The organism is Pseudomonas sp. D1-1 (genome assembly GCF_051132225.1).
Taxonomy (GTDB): domain Bacteria; phylum Pseudomonadota; class Gammaproteobacteria; order Pseudomonadales; family Pseudomonadaceae; genus Aquipseudomonas.
Genome location: NZ_CP071676.1, coordinates 224,964 through 242,023, shown reverse-complemented (window position 1 = coordinate 242,023; position 17,060 = coordinate 224,964). Strand labels below are relative to the sequence as shown.

Below are 17,060 nucleotides of genomic sequence, written 5' to 3'. Positions count from 1 at the left end.
CATCAGCCGCTTTTGCGACTGCTGCGCAGCCGAGCGGGAGCAAGCTCCCTCGCCACGGGTAAGCCGTGCCGCTACACGATATGTTGAGCACAAAAAACGCCGACGCTGTATCAGCCGTCGGCGTTTGTAACTGCGTTAAGGTCTACCGCGCCGATCAGAACGCCGGCAGCACCGCGCCGCTGTATTTCTTCTCGATGAACGCCTTCACTTCCGGGCTGGTCAGCGCCTTGGCCAGTTTCTGGATGGCCGGGCTGTCCTTGTTGTCCGGACGGGCCACGAGGAAGTTTACGTAAGGCGAATCCGAACCCTCGATCACCAAGGCATCCTTGGCCGGGTTTAGACCTGCTTCCAGGGCGTAGTTGGTGTTGATCATGTCCAGGTCGACCTGATCCAGCACACGCGGCAGCATGGCCGATTCCAGTTCCTTGAACTTGAAGTTCTTCGGGTTCTCGGCGATGTCTTTCGGCGTTGCCAAGGCGTTTTTCGGGTCCTTGAGTTTGATCAGGCCAGCTTTCTGCAACAGGATCAGGGCACGACCGCTGTTACTGCCTTCGTTAGGGATGGCGATGGTCGCGCCGTCTTTCAGCTCAGCCAGGCTTTTTACTTTTTTCGAGTAGCCGCCAAACGGTTCGACGTGGACGCCGATCACCGTCACCAGGTTTGTGCCTTTGCCTTCGTTGAAGCTCTTGAGGTAAGGCAGGGTCTGGAAGTAGTTGGCGTCAAGGCGCTTCTGGTCAACCTGTACGTTGGGTTGGACGTAGTCGGTGAACACCTTGATTTCCAGGTCCACGCCTTCTTGGGCCAGGGCCGGCTTGATCAGCTCGAGGATTTCAGCGTGGGGTACCGGTGTGGCAGCCACGACCAGCTTTTCCGCCGCCTGGGCCAGGCCCGAGGTCAGGGCTGCCGCCAATGCGGTGAACAACAGAACCTTTTTCATGCAGTGTCCTTATCGAATATCACTGTCGTCATGGACGACGGCCAAATGTGGGCGTGCCAGCGAAGTGCTATCGCTGGCGTGATGCGGAAGATACCGATATTTTTTATGCCTTAACAATATCTTTTATTCAAGTTCATATTCATTTTACTCATATAAGAAACCGCTCTGTGGCGAGGGAGCTTGCTCCCGCTCGGTTGCGCAGCAATCGCAAAAATCGGGGTCCGCTACGCGGCCCAGCGGGAGCAAGCTCCCTCGCCACAAATGGATATCCTGATCTATAGCGTTTGGACCAGTCGATCGAGCAGCGCCTTGAGGGCGGTGCGCTCAGCTTGCGAGCCCTGTGCAATAACCTGCTCCACCTGCCGTTCGACCAGTTCCAGGGCTGAAAGCTGGGACGGCAAATTCAAATGCTCCGGCAAAATCTCATCGCCGGCACTCACCAGCAATGCAAAATGAATAACGTTCTCCAACTCGCGGGTGTTGCCCGGCCAGCTGTGGCGTTCAAGCTCCCGTTGCGCCGCTGCACTGATCAGCGGCACGGCCAGGCCAAGGCGCTGGCTGTAGATGCCCAGGAAGTATTCGGCCAGGGAAAGGATATCGCCCACCCTTTCGCGCAAGGCGGGTAACTCGAGCTGCCCCTCGCTCAGATAGTGATAAAGCCGGTCATGAAATTTTCCGGCGTCCACCGCTTGCGCCAGATCAATGCTGGTGGCCGCCACCAGGCGCACGTCCACCGGGCTCGGTTGTTGGGCGCCGACACGCGTGACCTCATGGTTTTCCAGCGCCGCCAGCAACTTGATCTGGATCGGCAGCGGCAGGTCTCCGATCTCATCCAGGTAGAGCGTGCCGCCGTTGGCCGAGCCGAACCACCCGGCCCGACTGCTGGCCGAACCGCTATAACTGCCGGCGGAATAACCGAACAATTCGGCGTCGGCGTAGGTCGGGCTGATAGCGCCGCAATTGACCGAAACAAACAGCCCACCGCGATTGCTCTCGCGATGGATATGCCGGGCCAGCAGCTCCTTGCCGGTGCCGGTTTCGCCGCGAATCAGCACCGAAATCGCCCGTGGCGCCAGTTGTTCCAATTCCTGGCGCAACTGCCGCGAACGCGGGTCGACGAACACCAGTGCCTTGGCACGGATGCTCAGGGGGCTTTTTTCCGAGTCGGGAAAGGTCAGCAAGGGCTGACCGAAGGTTTCATGCAGGCTCATGGCAGGCTCCCGCCCCAAACCGCCGGCGAGACGGAGGGCATTAAAATTCAGGCGCGACGCAGGGCGTGATGCTCCATGCGGTTTTGCAAACGATAGAGATAAGCGAAACCCTGCTCCCAGCGCTGGTGGCCGGACTTCACATTGATGTGCCCCGCCCCGGCCAGGATCCCGGCCTCGGCCCCCCAACTCCGCGCCAGCTCCATGGCGCGCGCGGCACTGACCGCCGCGTCGTTGTCGGAACTGACCACTTGGCTGGGAAACGGCAACAGGTCCGTGGGAATCGGCGCGAAGTTGCGTAGCGCCGGGGCACAAGCGGGCCGCTCGACATCCGCCGGCGCCACCAGCAACGCGCCACGCACCTGCCGCAGGAATGGCACCGGCGCGGTGGCGGCCCAATGGGCCACGGTGATGCAACCCAGGCTATGGGCGATCAGGATCACTGGCGTGCTGTCGCTGGCGATGGCTTCGGCCAGCGCGGCGACCCAATCTTCACGCCGTGGCGTCAGCCAGTCAGCCTGCTCGACCCGGGCACTGTTGGGCAGACTGTTCTGCCAGTGGGTTTGCCAATGATTTTCCGGCGATCCTTGCCAGCCCGGCACAATCAGGTAGCGAATCGATTCGTTGCGCATGGGTGCTCTCCTGCGTGTCTGTTCCCGGACGAGTATAAGGAGGAGAGTTATATTATTTAAGGAATAAGAAGCTATTTGGTAATACTAAAATCGAATAAAACGATTATCTCAGTGGGAGCGAGCCTGCTCGCGAATAGGACCATCAATCAACATAGATGCGGCAGACTGCCGCTTTCGCGAGCAGGCTCGCTCCCACAGTTCGCCACAGTTTTTTTTACCGCGAGTCACTCGCTCCGTCCCTTGCGCAACAGCACGTCGAGTTGATCTACCACCAACGCCCAGTCGGCATCTTCAAGGATTTCGACGCGCAGCAACTGTCGCTGGCCCTCGCTCCAGAAGAACGCATCGGACAGGTGCAGCTCGGGCTTGAGCGGCGAGTGGCTGGCGATGAACTGATCGATGCTGACGGCGTCGTCGGGCAGACCGAGTTGTTTGAATAACGCGGGCAGCGTATGGACTGGGGATTCCATGCGGGACTCCTGAGCATGAACGGATGGCTGGCTGATGTTCCTCAGTCTAGACCCTCCTACTCCACCAGCCTCAACTCCCCATCGCAATACACCACCTCACGCCCCAACCATCCCACGTCTACTTGAGGCAGTACCGCCGAAGGTTTGCGCAGTTCACGCAACAACGTCGAGCCATGGGACAGGCGGCCGCCCATGCGTGCGATCACGGCGCGGGCGCCTTGATAGTGAGCATGGCGGCCTGGGTCCAGGGTGTCTTCCAGCAGGATGTCCTCGCCGAGGATGCCCTGGGCCTGGCCCGGGTAGATCAGGAATCCGCTCGCCTGCTCTGTGCCTTCGCGGCCGTCCTGCCAGAAGCTGCCGTCGCGGCTGCGGATGTCCCGGTGCGGCGCGAACCAATGCTCGCGGTCGGCGCTCGGCATGGCGTGGTGCAGGCGGAAAAAGATCCGCATCAGGTTGTCGCGATACCATTCGCGCACCTGCAGATAGTAACCGCGCAGCCCTGGCAGGCCGGCGCCATGGGCCAGGCGAATCGCCAACGGCCATTGCGGGAAGGGTTGCAATGCCAGCTCCGTTGGCGCCGGACGTGGCGTTGCCGGATCGGTTTCCCAAGGCAAGCGATGAGGGCTGTGTTCGAGATTGTCATAGGCGGTCGGCGGTCGTCCCAGCCAGTCGCCGCCACTGCTGGCCAAGGCGCTGGCGATGCACAGGTTGCCCTGCACCACGAACACGTAGAAGCGAGTAAACCAGTCGGCCAGTTGCTGGCCGCCAGCGCCTTGTCCGGTCAGTTCGTGCAGCTCTCGGTCGAAACGGCGCAAACCGTTTTCCAAGGTAAGCAGATGCCCGCGAGCGATACGCTGCATGCGCAAAAACAACGGCAGCGACCGCAGCAGGCGCAGCGGCCGCCAAGGCAAGTGCGGCGTTGCCCCACCGACCTCGCCGGCATAGCTGCTGGCGCTGACGCCCCAGTCGGCCAGCCGGGCGAGAAACAGGTCGTTGTTGATATACGAGGCGCCGCCAAACACCGCGGTGAAAGGCTCGTTGTCCTGCAAAATCCGTGAATCCCAACGCGCCATGATCGCCGGAATGCTTGCCGCCGCGCGACGCTGGGCGTACTCCACCAGAACGCTGGGTTGTGGCGGCAGGATCTCGGCGATGTTGGCGGCGGTCAGGTGACGGCGCCAGCCGTAGTCGCTGATCGGCCGGTATTGCAGCAACCAGAGTTGCGTGCCGTCCCAGGCCCATTCAACATCGCCGGGCACGTAGTGGAAGACCCGCAGCACGCCTTGGAGAAACTGCCACAGCGCTTCGGCGGTCAGGCCATGGGCCGGCGTGAATGTGCCGCTGTTCCAAGACTCGCCGAGACGGGAAATGATCGCTCGCTCAGGGCTCACCTTGCCATCGGCCAACGGCTCCAGATGGCCTTCGACCCATTCCAGCTCAACCGAAAGGTGACGCACAAAGGCGATCCCGGACAGTCGTGGCGTGATGAAACGCTGCACCACCACTTCCTCGACACCCGCCGCGCTCAGCTCGGCAATGCGTGTCGGCACATTGTGTGTCGGCTCGCGCAAGTAGGTGGTGCTCAAGCCCGCATTGGCCGCATCGGCCTGATCCTCCCCGTAACTGGAGGAACGCACGGCCCAGGCAGCATCCGGCTGGCTGCTCAAAAATCCTGGCAAGCGTGGATCATGACAATCGTTGAGTGACAGTGCCGCTGGCACCGGCTGCCCGGCCAGCTCCGCCAGGCGCAAGCGGCCGCCTTTGGTGTGCGCGACGAACCCGCGCTCGCCGGACTCCAGCCAGGCGGCGAATTCAGCTGGTGAGTCGATCCACGGGTAGTGGCCCCAACCGGGCTTCAAGCTGATGGTCAAGTCGGCGCGGGCGAGAATGGCTGACCATGCCGCTGCCTGGGCGATGCCGAGCATCTTGTCCTGATCGCCCCATACCAGTTCGACCGGGTCGCTGATCCACTCCAGCAACGGCAACGCGGTGTCGGCGCGCACCAGATCCCAATGCGGCACAAAGGCCCGGCAGCGGGCATAGCCGGCGCCCATGCGCTGGTACTGCGCGGGCGTCCATTGCTGGCGGGAGAACTTGTGGGCGAACAGCCTTGGCTTGTTCGCCAGCAGCCAGTGGATGGTCTTGCGAATCGGCAGCGGCGACATCAGCGCCGGCAATCGTCGCTGCCACAAGAACGCACCCACCGGCGCCAGCAAAACGCTGCGGCAAAAGTGTCCGGGCCGGCGTTGCAAGGCGTGCAGCACCAGCAAGGCGTTCACCCCGACCGCCATGATCGCGCTGCCCTTTACCGTTGCCGCGAGCAACGCCTGTGCGTAGGCCGCCAGGTCTTCACAAGGAGCCTGAGGGTTGTCGCCGAAACCGGGCAGCTCCAGCGGCACCACGTCGTAGCGTTTGAAGTGCGGCAACGCGTCGTCCCACCAATCGGCAGCGCTACCGTTGCCGGCCAGCAGGTACATCCTCGGCTTGCTCATGGACAGTCCTCAGGCCAGGTCGCGCAGGGCAGCGTCAAGTGTGGGGTAACGGAACGTATAACCGGCCTGAACGAGACGATCGGGCACCACGCGCTGGCCGTCAAAAAACAGCTGGGCCATCTCGCCAGCCAGGGCGCGCACCGGCGCGGCCGGGATGTGGAACCACACAGGGCGTTTGAGCGCCTTGCCGACACGTTCGGCGAACAGCGCCTGACTGACCGTTTCCGGCGCTACCAGGTTGTAGGTGCCGCTCAGGCTTTCGTCCTCGAAGGCACGGGCGATCACCTGGATCACATCGTCGCGGTGCACCCAACTCATGATTTGCCGACCATCGCCCATCCGCCCACCGAACCCCAAGCGAAACGGAATCAGCAACGGCAGCAACGCACCGCCCGGACCGAACACCACGCCCAGGCGCATCACCACCTGTCGCACGCCCAACTCGGTTGCGGGCCGCGCAGAGGCTTCCCAACGCGAACAGAGTTCGGCCATGAAACCATCGCCCTGGCTGGCGCTTTCATCGAGGCTTTCGCTGGCGTCGCGCACGCCATAAAAACCGATGGCCGACGCTTGAATCCACAACGCCGGTTTGTGCCGGGCGTTCTTCAACCATGTCATCAAGGCTTCGGTGGTATCGACCCGGCTGGCGATGAGTTGCGCCTGGCGCCTCGGGCTCCAGCGCGGCCCGGCCACCGGCGCGCCCGCCAGGTTGATCAGTACATCGAAGGTTTCGTCATGGCCCAGCTTGCCCAGCGAACGCACGCAGCGGGCGCGGCCGTCAAACAGATAGGCCGCCCTCAATGGATCGCGGGCCAACACGGTGACCGTGTGCCCGGCATCGAGCAACTGATTGACCAGGGTCTCGCCGATAAACCCGGTGCCTCCCGTGACCAGCACGCGCTTGTAGGCACCACCGGCAAACGGGTTGCCCGGCTTGCCCTGGCGCTGCATGCGCAAGGCGGCCAAGCCGTCGCGAATGCCCGAGGCGGTGACGCCGATGGCAAACAACGTCAGCAGCCAGCCGCGCCAGCCCAGGTCGATCGTGCTCAGGCCGGTCGGCAGGCTCGCCCACTGCGCCAGTTGCACGCCATACAGCGCGAAGAAGGCCCCACCGTTGACCGCCAGCACGGTGTGCATGATGCGCTCGATGGGCGGCAGTTTGCGGCTACGGTCCTCGACCACGAAATCCCACAGCGTCAGGCCGATCTCCAGGGCGAACAGCAGCGCGATGACGATCGCCCATGTCCCTTCGAAGGCCAGATGCGCGATACCCAGGAACAGGATCCCGTAGAAACACGAGCGCAGGGAGTGGATGGAGAGTTCCAGCCGCGCACTGTGGCGATAGGGCAAGGCAACGGTGAGTTCATGGTGATACAGGGTATCCAGCGCACCGAGGATGGCCTGGGCAATCAGCAGGGCAATGGCCCAGTCCAGCGACGAAAAATCAGGCATGGTTCGACTCACTCGATGTGTTGTCGGTCAGGGCGGGGCGGCGGTCATGGCGATAAAGCCAGAACAGCGGCGGCAGTAAAACAAGTAATGCAAAGCTGTCGAACCACAGGTGCGACCAGACCCGCGCCTGGGCGGAAACCAGCATGTCCTGAGGCGCCCAGAGCAGAATGCCGACGATCAGCCAGCCCCAGGGCATGGCAGTTTTCAGGCGATCGCCGAGATGGACCAGGGCGAGCATGTACAACGCATAGCTTTGCAACGTGGCGCCGAACAGCGCCAGCCACCAGACTTGTTGCGTGCGGACGGTAACCGGCACGATGTCCGCCCCCCAGAACGCCTGCTCGATGGTGTTCAGGTAATCATCGAGCAAGCCGGAGTGACCGGCCCAGGTCAGCGTAAGACCGGCGAGCAGATGCATCAGGGCCGCAGCGTACAGCCAAACGACCAGGGCTTTGCGAAGGGGGCTGGGAGGGACTGGCATTCCGTGTCCTGAAGGCTTGCTTGGAGGCGGCAAGTCTAATGGAAAAGGAAGGGGCTTTACTTGGCTAACAAGCCGGGCAGCGATAAATAAAATCCACTGCCTGGAGTCAGTTGGCGGGGAGATGGATCGGCTGGAATTCAAGCGTCAGGTTGAAAGGCCTGTGGTGGATTGAAGACCGCCTTCGCGAGCAGGCTCGCTCCCACAGGGTGGTTGACGTTGTCGCGGATATTTCAGCCAGCACAGGTCCAATGTGGGAGCGAGCCTGCTCGCGAAGGCGTCAGCCCAGACAACCCGTAACCCAGCAGGAAGTATTATCCAATCAACGCTGCATCCCCCAACGCTTCACCGTCACCCGTTCCAGGCTGTCGAATACCAGGTTCTCTACCAGCAGCCCGATGAGGATTACCACCGCCAGCCCGGCAAAGACCTTGTCGGTGTACAGCTCGTTGCGGTTCTGGAAGATGTACCAGCCCAGGCCGCCCTTGCCGCTGGTGGCGCCGAATACCAGTTCGGCGGCGATCAGCGTGCGCCAGGCGAAGGCCCAGCCGATTTTCAGCCCGGCGAGGATCGACGGCAGCGCCGCCGGAATCAGGATGAACAGCACAAAGCGCAGGCCCTTGAGCCCGTAGTTGCGCCCGGCCATGCGCAGCGTTTCCGACACGCCGAGAAACCCCGCATACATGTTCAATGCCAGCGCCCACAGCACCGAATGCACCAATACAAAAATCAGGCTGTTCTGCCCCAGGCCGAACCACAGCAGCGCCAACGGCAACAGCGCGATGGCCGGCAACGGGTTGAACATCGACGTCAGGGTGCTGAGCAGGTCACGCCCCAACTGCGTCGACACCGCCAGGGTGGTCAAGCCAAACGCCAGGACGATGCCGAGCAAATAACCCTTGAGCAGCACCATCAGGGAAATCCACACCTTGCCCAGCAACTCGCCACTGAGCAAACCGTCATACAGCGCGCTGGCAGTCTGCAAAAAGCTCGGCAGCAACAGGTCGTTGTTCTGGTAACGCGCCACGCCCTCCCATACCAGCGCCAGCACCAACAGGATCAAACATTTACGCAACCACCCCTGCTGCCAAAGGCGCTGGCCCAGGGGCAATTCCCGCTCCAGTGGCACGTGGGTCAGCGGTTGCAGATCGACTTCGTATTCTTCGCGCGCAGGCGATAACTGGCTCATGAAAGGCTCCCCTCAGTACGCGATACGAATGTCGGCAAAACCCAGCTCGCGTTCAGCGTCCGGCGACTGGCCTTGTTCGAACAGCAGCGAATGAATCCGCCGCGCCGTGTGCTGGAACCCGACGCCGCCAAGGCTGTGCAGATCATATTGATGGCTGTGGATTTCCGCCCGGACCCGCCCCGGATGCGGTGACAGCAGCAGGATGCGATTGCCCACGACCAGCGCTTCTTCGATGGAATGGGTAACGAACAACAGCGTGAAGCGCACCTCCTCCCAGAGCAGCAGCAATTCCTCCTGCATCTTGCGGCGGGTCAGCGCATCCAGCGCCGCAAACGGCTCGTCCATCAGCAGGATCTTCGGTTGCATCGCCAGCGCCCGGGCAATCGCGACGCGTGCCTTCATCCCACCAGACAAGGTATGCGGATAAGCATCGGCAAACGCTGCCAGCCCGACTTTATCGAGGTAGTGCAGCGCCCGCTCCTCGGCCTCGCGACGTTTGAGCGTGCCCGACGCCAGCAGCGCGAACATCACGTTCTGCTTAACGGTTTTCCACGGCGGCAGCTGATCGAACTCCTGGAACACCACAATCCGGTCCGGCCCTGGCGCGCTGACGATTTGGCCTTGCAGGCGGATCTCGCCTTCACACGGAGTGATGAAACCACCAATGGCCTTGAGCAACGTGGACTTGCCGCACCCGGACGGGCCGAGCAGTACAAAGCGGTCCGCCGGATCGACCTCGAAACTCACTTGATGGGTGGCGCGGACTACACGCTGCGGGGTGCGGTATTCCAGGCTGACGTTATCCACCGACAACAGCGCGGTGTCGGTGCGGGTGGCGTTGCTGGCCGCGTGGCCTGGCAATGGCGCGTTCATGACAATCAGCTCCCCTGCAGCGGTTTGGCGTCCTGGAAGAAGTAGTCTTCCCAGGAGGCCGGCTTGTTCTTGATGGCGCCGACGCGGTAGAGGAATTCGGCGAGCGGGTAGGTGTTTTTTGGCGTGACGGTAAATTCGATCTGCGGGTTTTTGATGATCTTCAGCAGAGTCGCCCGGTCGATCTTGGCCTTGCTCACGCGCAGGTAGGTGTCCGCCGCCGCGCCTTTGTCTTTCTGGGCGAACTCGGCCGCTTCGGTCAGCGCTTCGACGAAGGCCTTGTAGGTTTTTGGGTTTTCATCGCGGAATTTCTCGGTGGCGAACAGCACCGTGGGCGAATTCGGCCCGAGCACGTCATAGGAGTTGAGCACCACATGAACGTTGGGGTTTTGCAGGGCCTGGTCCTGGAACGGCGGGTTGGAAAAGTGCCCGGTCAACTCGGTGCCGCCGGCAATCAACGCGGCCGTGGCGTCCGGGTGCGGGACGGCCAGGGTGTACTTGTCGAGGCGATTGAACTCCTTGTCGCCCCACTGCTTCGCGGCGGCGTACTGCAGGAAACGTGACTGCACCGACACGCCCACCGCCGGCACCGCGATGCGGTCCTTCTCGGTGAAGTCGGCGATGGTCTTGACGTTCGGGTTGTTGCTTAACAGGTAATAGGGAAAGTTGCCCAGGGAGGCCACGGCCTTGACGTTCTGCTTGCCACGGGTGCGATCCCAGACCGTCAGTAACGGGCCGACGCCGGCCCCGGCAATGTCGATGGAGCCTGACAGCAACGCATCGTTGACCGCCGCACCGCCGGACAGCTGGGTCCAGTCGACCTTGATGTCGATGCCCTCCTCCTTGCCGTGTTTCTCGATCAATTGCTGGTCGCGGACCACGTTCAGCAGCAGGTAGACGATGCCGAACTGCTCGGCGATGCGAATCTCGCCCTCGGCCTGGGCGCTGGCCGGCGCGACCAGGCTGCCAGCGAGCAAGCTGAACCCCAGGCCGATAGCCGCAGCCAGCGGTGCAAAAGCGATGCGTTTGGACATGGTGTTTCTCCGGGCTCTTTGCGCGCTGCGCAGCCGATCAGAAAGGGGCGTCGCCCTGGATAGTGGTGCGATACAGCTTGCGGCGCAGATGGCTCGGGCATCCGGCGGCGAGGTGGATCAGCGAGCGGTTGTCCCAGAACACCAGGTCGTGGGGCTGCCATTGATGGCGATAGATGTTCTGGGGCAGCACGCTGTAGGCATACAGCTCGGCCAGGATGGCTTTGCTTTCATCCTCCGGCAGGCCGACGATGCGGGTGGTGAAGCCTTCGCTGACGAACAGCGCCTGGCGCCCGGTTTCCGGGTGGGTGCGGACGATCGGATGCACGACTTCGGCGACCTGGGCCAACTGTTCAGGCGTCAGCGTCGGGCGCCAGTTGCCTTCGAATTTGGTCTCGCTGTAACGCGCGGTGTAAGAATGCGCCGCCGAACGGCCCTCGATCGCTTTACGCAGTGTTTCGGGCAAACCGTCCCAGGCCTTGTGCATGTCGGCGAACAGCGTGTCGCCGCCCTCGCTCGGCAGCTCCTGGGCGTGGAGCATCGAGCCGAGGCTCGGCAGTTCCTTATAGGAAAGGTCCGAATGCCAGAACTTGCCGGCGTCTCCCAGACCGATGGACTGGCCGTTCTCGATGATGTTGGAGACGATGAGAATTTCCGGATGCCCGGCCAGCAGGAATTGCTTGAGCACATGGATTTGCAGCACGCCAAAACGGCGGCTGAAAGCGATGTGCTGCTCGGGAGTGATGCGCTGATCGCGGAACACCACGACGTGATAGTCCAGGTGAGCGCGGTGGATGCGCGCGAAATCCTGATGGTTGATCGGCCGCGACAGGTCCAGCCCGACGATCTCGGCACCTACGGCACCGCTGAATGGGCGTACTTCGAATGATTGCGGCGCGATGTTCGCGGCATTTGAGTCTGGAGAAAAAGAGACGGCTGGCATACATCACTCCCACGCACGGCGCGCTTGAATGGGCGCGCAGTCGATCAAAAACTCACGGGGTCACCGTGTCGGTTTGTGTCGTGCGGCGCGCCGATTGGTCGGCAGGTACGCAGGGGGATGACTTTAAGGGTATAAGAAATTAATTTTAAATACCGATTACGAATAACGATATGGCAGAGAGTTTAGCGTCTCATCTGTGGCGAGGGGATTTATCCCCGCTGGGGCGCGAAGCGGCCCCAAGCCAGCCAACTCGGTGTCAGGCATGGTTGCATTAGCTGCTTGGGGCTGCTGCGCAGCCCAACGGGGATAAATCCCCTCGCCACAGGACCTCGCTGCTACCGCTCATGCAACGCCTCGGCCCGGGCCTTGATGATGGGCTTGAGCAGGTAGCTCAGCACGGTCTTCTTGCCGGTGATGATATCCACCGACGCCACCATCCCGGGGATGATCAGCAAGGGCTTTTCAGGCGTGCCCAGGTGGCTGCGTTCGGTGCGCAACTTGATGATGTAGTAGGTGGTTTTCTTGTCTTCATCAGTGATGGTGTCGGCGCCGATCTGTTCCAGCTTGGCTTTCATCCCGCCGTAGATGGTGTAGTCGTAGGCGGTGAATTTCACCGTGGCGTCCTGGCCGGGGTGCAGGAAGGCGATGTCCTGGGGACGGATCTTCGCCTCCACCAGAATGGTGTCGTCCAGCGGCACGATTTCCACCAGGTCGCTACCGGGCTGGATTACCCCGCCGATGGTGTTGACCAGCAGTTTGTTGACGATGCCGCGCACCGGCGATGTCACCAGGGTACGGCTCACCCGGTCCTCCAGGGCCTTGCCGGTGGCTTGAGCCTTGTTCAGGTCGGTGCGCGCCTCATTGAGCTGGGTCAGTGCCTCGCTGCGGAACTTGCCACGAGTCTCGTCGATCTTGCGCTGCACTTCCTTGATCGCCGACTCGGCGCGAGGAATCGCCAGCGTCGTCGCGTCCAGTTGCCCACGGGTCTCGACCTCGGCGCGCTTGAGCCGCAGCACTTCCACCGGCGATACCGCGCCCTGGGCCACCAGCGGCTCGGACATGTTGATTTCCTGGCGTTGCAGCGCCAGGCCGGAGCGGTATTGCGACTGCTTGGAGACGAACTCGCGCAATTCCTGCTGCCGCTGGATCAACTGCTCCTGCAAGCCGCCGATTTCATCGTGCAACTGCTGGCGGCGGCTGATGTACAGCGATTCTTCGCTGGCAGCCTGACCCGGTACGGCCTTGAGTACATCAGCCGGGAAATTCAGCGGTCGGTCATCGACCTCGGCACTCAGGCGCTCGACCCGCAACAGCATGGACAGGCGATCCGCCTCGGTTTCGCCGACGTTGGAGACAAACCGCGTGTCGTCCAGGCGAATCAACGACGCACCGGCGTCGACAATCTGCCCTTCCTTTACGAACAGCTCGGCGACGATACCGCCTTCCAGGTTCTGGATTTTCTGAATCTTGGACGAAGGAATCGCCTTGCCGTCGCCCTTGGTCACTTCGTCGATCTCGGCGAAGTTGGCCCACAGCCCCAGGAACACGAAAAAACCGATGATGCCCCAGATCGTCAGGCGCACCACGCGGGGGGCGTCCTCGATCAGCGCCTTGTTGACTTCGGGCAGCGGTTGGCCATGCAGCGAGTCGGAACCTTTGAAGTAACGGCCCACAGCGCCCTTGAAACCGGATTTAAGCAACACTGATCTGCCCCTTCTTCAACGCTTCCATGACGGCGGCTTTCGGGCCGTCGGCGAGAATCTGCCCGCGGTCGATCACCAGCAGGCGGTCCACCAGCGACAGCAAGGATGCCCGGTGCGTCACCAGCAGCACGGTCTTGTTTTCCACCACGGCGGCCAGGCGCTGTTTCAAGCGCTCTTCACCGGTGTTGTCCATCGCGCTGGTAGGTTCGTCCAGGAGCAGGATCGGCGGATTGAGCAGCAACGCGCGAGCCAGGGCGACGTTCTGGCGCTGGCCGCCGGACAGGTTCTGCCCGCGCTCACCGACTTGCAGCTCATAGCCTTGCGGATGCAGGCGGGCGAATTCGTGTACGCCTGCCAGCTCCGCGGCCTGAAGCACCAATTCATCCTCGACGTAGCGGGCACCTGAAGTGAGATTGTCGCGCAGGGTTCCGGACAGCAGCTGGATGTCCTGGGGCACGTAGCCGATGTTGTAGCGCAGCTCGCTGACGTCGATCTGGCGAATGTCCACGCCATCCACCAGCAACGCGCCGTCATCCGGCTGGTAAAGCCCCACCAGGAGTTTTGCCAGAGAGCTTTTGCCCGAGCCGCTGCGGCCGATGATGCCAATTTTTTCGCCCGGCTTGATCACCAGGTTGATGTTCTTCAGCGCGGCGTTCTGCTGGTTCGGATAGGTAAAATTCAATTGCCGACATTCAATGGCGCCCTGCAACACCTTGCGGCTGAGCGGGCGCTCGTCGAAATTGCGTTCCTGGGGCAGTTCCATCATCTGGTCGACGGAAGTCATGGTGACCCGCGCTTGCTGGTAGCGGGTCAGCAGGCCCGACAACGAGGCCAATGGGCTCAGTGCGCGGCCGCTGAGCATGTAGCAGGCGATCAGCCCACCCATGCTCAGGTTGCCGGCGATGATCTGGTAGACGCCGAAGACGATCATGATCACCCCGGCCAGTTGCTGGATCAGCAAGGTGATGTTCATCGCCAGGCCGGACAGCATCTTCACGCGCAGCTCGAGGCGGCTAAGGGTGCCGATGGTCTGTTCCCATTGGTACTGCCGTTCACTTTCGGCGTTGTTGACCTTCACCGCATCCAGGCCGGCCAGGGTTTCGATCAGGCTGGACTGGCGCTCGGCGCCCAGGGCCATGGTTCGTTCCATGGTCGCTACCAACGGCTTCTGCAAGGCATAGCCAATCAGCAAGGCGATCGGGAACGCCAGCACCGGAATCCACACCAGATGCCCGCCCAGGATCGCGATGACCATGAAGATCAGCAGCGTGAACGGCAAGTCGATCAGGCTGGTCAGGGTCAGCGAGGCGAGGAAGTCCCGCAGGCTCTGGAACTCGTGGATGTTCTGGGCAAAGCTGCCGACCCGCGCCGGACGATATTTCATCGCCATGCCGACGATGCGCTCGAACAGCGTCGCAGAAATGATCAGGTCGGTTTTCTTGCCTGCCAGATCCAGGCACAGGCTGCGCAGCATCTTCAGGATCAAGTCGAAAATGTAGGCGCCGGTAATGCCGACCGCCAGTACCCACAGGGTTGATTCGGCCTGGTTCGGCACCACGCGGTCGTAGACGTTCATCACGAACAGCGGCGCGGCCATGGCGATGATATTGATCAGCAGGCTGGCCGCGATGGCATCGGCGTACAACCAGCGGGAGCGTTTGAGAGTGTCGCGAAAAACCAGGAACGCGCCCGTGGGATCAGCGTGCCGTGGTTGACGTCAAATTTATGCTGCGGCTGGGCGAAGAAAACCTTGCCACTGTAGTCATCGGCCAGCAGCTCGCGGCTGACGGTGACCTCTCCGCCATCGCTTTCGCTAAGCAGCAAGCGCGCCTGGTCGTCACCGGCCCAGCCCAGCAGCACGGCGCTGCGGCCTTCTTTGAGCAGCAGCAGAGCCGGCATGGCGATGGCCGGGATCTGTTCGAGCTTGCGTTGCAGCACCCGGCCTTGCAGACCGGCACGGGCCGCCGCGCGCGACAATAAGTCGACGCTCAAGCGTTGCTTGGGCAGCGGCAGGCCGGTGGTCAGCATCGCCGCGCTGGCAGGTTTCTGGTGCAGCATGCAGAGCGCCAGCAAACCATCCAGCAGCGGGTCATCGTGCAGCGTGCGCGGGTCGTGAACTAGTTCGACTGGACTGACTTCTGATTCCACGCTCGGCACTCTTTCGCTGAAAAACGGATGGATGGCTTAATTCATCCCAGGCAACTGGACCTTGGGTTTCACGTCGTTCTGCACAACGGATGCCAACGGCGCGACCACGCCTTGGCTTTTCAGCAACTGGCCCATGGTCGCCTTGATCCGGTACTGGCTGAACAGCTGCACGTTCTTGATTTCCGCCAGACGGCGGGAGGCGCTGAACAGCTCGTTTTCGCTGTCGAGCAAGTCGAGCAGGGTCCGCTCGCCGAGACTGAATTGCTTCTGGTAGGCGGTGCGCACGTTGGCACTGCGATCCACGTATTGCTGGGCGATCGGCACCTGGGCGTTGGCGTTGTTCAGGGCGTTCCAGGCCAGGCCCAGCTCTTCATTCAACTGGCGCAGCGCGTTGTTGCGGATATCCAGCGCCTGGTTGGACAGGTAGGACTTGGATTCCAGGTCGGCCTTGTTGCTACCACCGGCGTACAGGTTGAAGCGCATGCGCAACATGGCCTGCCATTCGTTGTTGTGGCCGTTCTGGCCGTCCAGGTCGTTGTCGGCGGTGCGGCCCAGTTCCGCGTCGAAGCGAGGGTAGAAGCTCGACTTGGCGGCCTCGTATTGCTTCTCGGCGGCGGCGATGTCGGCTTCGGCCGAACGCAGCACCGGGCTGTTTTCCAGCATCTGGGCACGGGCTTCGGTCAGGTTGGCCGGTAGCAACGCCAGAAAGTCGGCGGGGCGCTCCAGTTGGTCAGGCAATTGTCCGACGGCGCTGAGGTAGTTGGTCTCGGCATCGGCCAGGTTGGTCTGCTCGGTGATCAGGTTGTTGCGGGCCTGGGCCATGCGCGCCTCGGCCTGGTCCAGGTCGGCGCCGCTGCCTACCCCCCGGGACGTGCGCAACTTGATTTGATCGAAGATGCGCTCGTGACTCTTGAGGTTTTCCTCGGCCAGGCGCACGAACTCACGGCGGGTCAGTACGTCCAGGTACACCTGGGCGACGGTCAGCCCGGTGCGCTCGGAGGCATCAAGCAAGGAATAGGCGCGAGCACTGACGTTGGCTTGTTGACGCCCGACTTCGCTGGACGTCGCAAAACCGTCAAAAACCATTTGCGACAGACGCAGGCTCGATTCGCTGCGGTTCAGGGTTTCCCAATGATTATTACTGCCCGAACGGGTCGTCACGCTGTCGGTGCCTTCACGGCCGTAACCGGCTGCGAGGTCCACTCTAGGCAGGTAGCCGCCCTTGGCCGCCTTCAACTGATAGTCCGCCGCCAGGCGGCTGTTCACGCCTGCCTGAATTTCCGGATGAACATCCAATGCTTGTTGCATGGCCTGCGGCAAGGTTTGTGCTTGTACGAAACTGGCGGCCAGGGCGAAGGGTAAAGCCTTGAACAGGTGCGAACGCATGATTGGAAAATTCCCGAAACTCTTGTCTTGAATCACAGCGAAACGTGTCGCTGCATCGGATGATGGCAACCGGAATGACCGTATGTCGGAAAGTTCAGAACAGGGGCAGGAACACGCACCG

13 protein-coding genes and 1 pseudogene are annotated in these 17,060 nt (G+C 61.9%); all 14 read right to left on the bottom strand.

The features are described from left to right. Nucleotides 1–154: 154 nt before the first annotated feature. Complete coding sequence (locus J3P86_RS00980; RefSeq protein WP_434626604.1) at nt 155–937, bottom strand: MetQ/NlpA family ABC transporter substrate-binding protein; 783 nt, start codon at nt 935–937, stop codon at nt 155–157. Nucleotides 938–1,212: 275 nt separating this feature from the next. After that, complete coding sequence (locus tag J3P86_RS00975; protein ID WP_434626605.1) at nt 1,213–2,148, bottom strand: sigma 54-interacting transcriptional regulator; 936 nt, start codon at nt 2,146–2,148, stop codon at nt 1,213–1,215. A gap of 47 nt (nt 2,149–2,195) precedes the next feature. After that, on the bottom strand, nt 2,196–2,777 hold the full coding sequence (locus J3P86_RS00970; protein WP_434570425.1) for an alpha/beta hydrolase: 582 nt from the start codon (nt 2,775–2,777) through the stop codon (nt 2,196–2,198). Between the two features lie 224 nt (nt 2,778–3,001). Then, the gene (locus J3P86_RS00965; protein WP_434699248.1) at nt 3,002–3,247 is read right to left on the bottom strand and encodes a DUF2789 domain-containing protein; all 246 of its coding nucleotides are present in this window, start codon (nt 3,245–3,247) and stop codon (nt 3,002–3,004) included. Nucleotides 3,248–3,303: 56 nt separating this feature from the next. Next, nucleotides 3,304–5,739 carry an alpha/beta hydrolase gene (locus J3P86_RS00960; protein WP_434699247.1) on the bottom strand — a complete coding sequence of 812 codons (2,436 nt, stop codon included), beginning with the start codon at nt 5,737–5,739 and terminating at the stop codon, nt 3,304–3,306. A 9-nt stretch (nt 5,740–5,748) separates the two neighbouring features. Then, nucleotides 5,749–7,191, bottom strand: a complete 1,443-nt coding sequence (locus J3P86_RS00955) for a TIGR01777 family oxidoreductase (protein WP_434699246.1) — start codon at nt 7,189–7,191, stop codon at nt 5,749–5,751. Then, complete coding sequence (locus tag J3P86_RS00950; protein WP_434699245.1) at nt 7,184–7,672, bottom strand: cell division protein; 489 nt, start codon at nt 7,670–7,672, stop codon at nt 7,184–7,186. The genes J3P86_RS00955 and J3P86_RS00950 overlap by 8 nt, the downstream gene beginning before the upstream one ends. Nucleotides 7,673–7,991: 319 nt before the next feature. After that, nucleotides 7,992–8,858 (bottom strand): ABC transporter permease, encoded by an 867-nt coding sequence (locus J3P86_RS00945; protein ID WP_434699244.1) that lies wholly within the window; start codon nt 8,856–8,858, stop codon nt 7,992–7,994. 12 nt (nt 8,859–8,870) lie between these two features. After that, complete coding sequence (locus tag J3P86_RS00940) at nt 8,871–9,731, bottom strand: ABC transporter ATP-binding protein (RefSeq protein ID WP_434696228.1); 861 nt, start codon at nt 9,729–9,731, stop codon at nt 8,871–8,873. Between the two features lie 5 nt (nt 9,732–9,736). Further along, nucleotides 9,737–10,762 (bottom strand): ABC transporter substrate-binding protein, encoded by a 1,026-nt coding sequence (locus J3P86_RS00935; protein WP_434699243.1) that lies wholly within the window; start codon nt 10,760–10,762, stop codon nt 9,737–9,739. Nucleotides 10,763–10,799: 37 nt separating this feature from the next. Further along, nucleotides 10,800–11,702 (bottom strand): TauD/TfdA dioxygenase family protein, encoded by a 903-nt coding sequence (locus J3P86_RS00930; protein WP_434699242.1) that lies wholly within the window; start codon nt 11,700–11,702, stop codon nt 10,800–10,802. Nucleotides 11,703–12,037: 335 nt separating this feature from the next. Next, the gene (locus tag J3P86_RS00925) at nt 12,038–13,405 is read right to left on the bottom strand and encodes an HlyD family type I secretion periplasmic adaptor subunit (protein WP_434602468.1); all 1,368 of its coding nucleotides are present in this window, start codon (nt 13,403–13,405) and stop codon (nt 12,038–12,040) included. Beyond that, nucleotides 13,395–15,553: pseudogene (locus J3P86_RS00920) on the bottom strand (type I secretion system permease/ATPase). Before J3P86_RS00920 ends, J3P86_RS00925 begins: the two are co-directional and overlap by 11 nt. Nucleotides 15,554–15,589: 36 nt before the next feature. Continuing rightward, nucleotides 15,590–16,939, bottom strand: a complete 1,350-nt coding sequence (locus tag J3P86_RS00915; RefSeq protein ID WP_434654233.1) for a TolC family outer membrane protein — start codon at nt 16,937–16,939, stop codon at nt 15,590–15,592. Nucleotides 16,940–17,060: the final 121 nt, after the last annotated feature.

Excerpts from the sequence above, each read along its gene's own strand:
- J3P86_RS00980 (WP_434626604.1), bottom strand. The coding sequence starts at position 937 with ATGAAAAAGGTTCTGTTGTTCACCGCATTGGCGGCAGCCCTGACCTCG.
- J3P86_RS00975 (WP_434626605.1), bottom strand. The coding sequence starts at position 2,148 with ATGAGCCTGCATGAAACCTTCGGTCAGCCCTTGCTGACCTTTCCCGAC.
- J3P86_RS00970 (WP_434570425.1), bottom strand. The coding sequence starts at position 2,777 with ATGCGCAACGAATCGATTCGCTACCTGATTGTGCCGGGCTGGCAAGGA.
- J3P86_RS00965 (WP_434699248.1), bottom strand. The coding sequence starts at position 3,247 with ATGGAATCCCCAGTCCATACGCTGCCCGCGTTATTCAAACAACTCGGT.
- J3P86_RS00960 (WP_434699247.1), bottom strand. The coding sequence starts at position 5,739 with ATGAGCAAGCCGAGGATGTACCTGCTGGCCGGCAACGGTAGCGCTGCC.
- J3P86_RS00955 (WP_434699246.1), bottom strand. The coding sequence starts at position 7,191 with ATGCCTGATTTTTCGTCGCTGGACTGGGCCATTGCCCTGCTGATTGCC.
- J3P86_RS00950 (WP_434699245.1), bottom strand. The coding sequence starts at position 7,672 with ATGCCAGTCCCTCCCAGCCCCCTTCGCAAAGCCCTGGTCGTTTGGCTG.
- J3P86_RS00945 (WP_434699244.1), bottom strand. The coding sequence starts at position 8,858 with ATGAGCCAGTTATCGCCTGCGCGCGAAGAATACGAAGTCGATCTGCAA.
- J3P86_RS00940 (WP_434696228.1), bottom strand. The coding sequence starts at position 9,731 with ATGAACGCGCCATTGCCAGGCCACGCGGCCAGCAACGCCACCCGCACC.
- J3P86_RS00935 (WP_434699243.1), bottom strand. The coding sequence starts at position 10,762 with ATGTCCAAACGCATCGCTTTTGCACCGCTGGCTGCGGCTATCGGCCTG.
- J3P86_RS00930 (WP_434699242.1), bottom strand. The coding sequence starts at position 11,702 with ATGCCAGCCGTCTCTTTTTCTCCAGACTCAAATGCCGCGAACATCGCG.
- J3P86_RS00915 (WP_434654233.1), bottom strand. The coding sequence starts at position 16,939 with ATGCGTTCGCACCTGTTCAAGGCTTTACCCTTCGCCCTGGCCGCCAGT.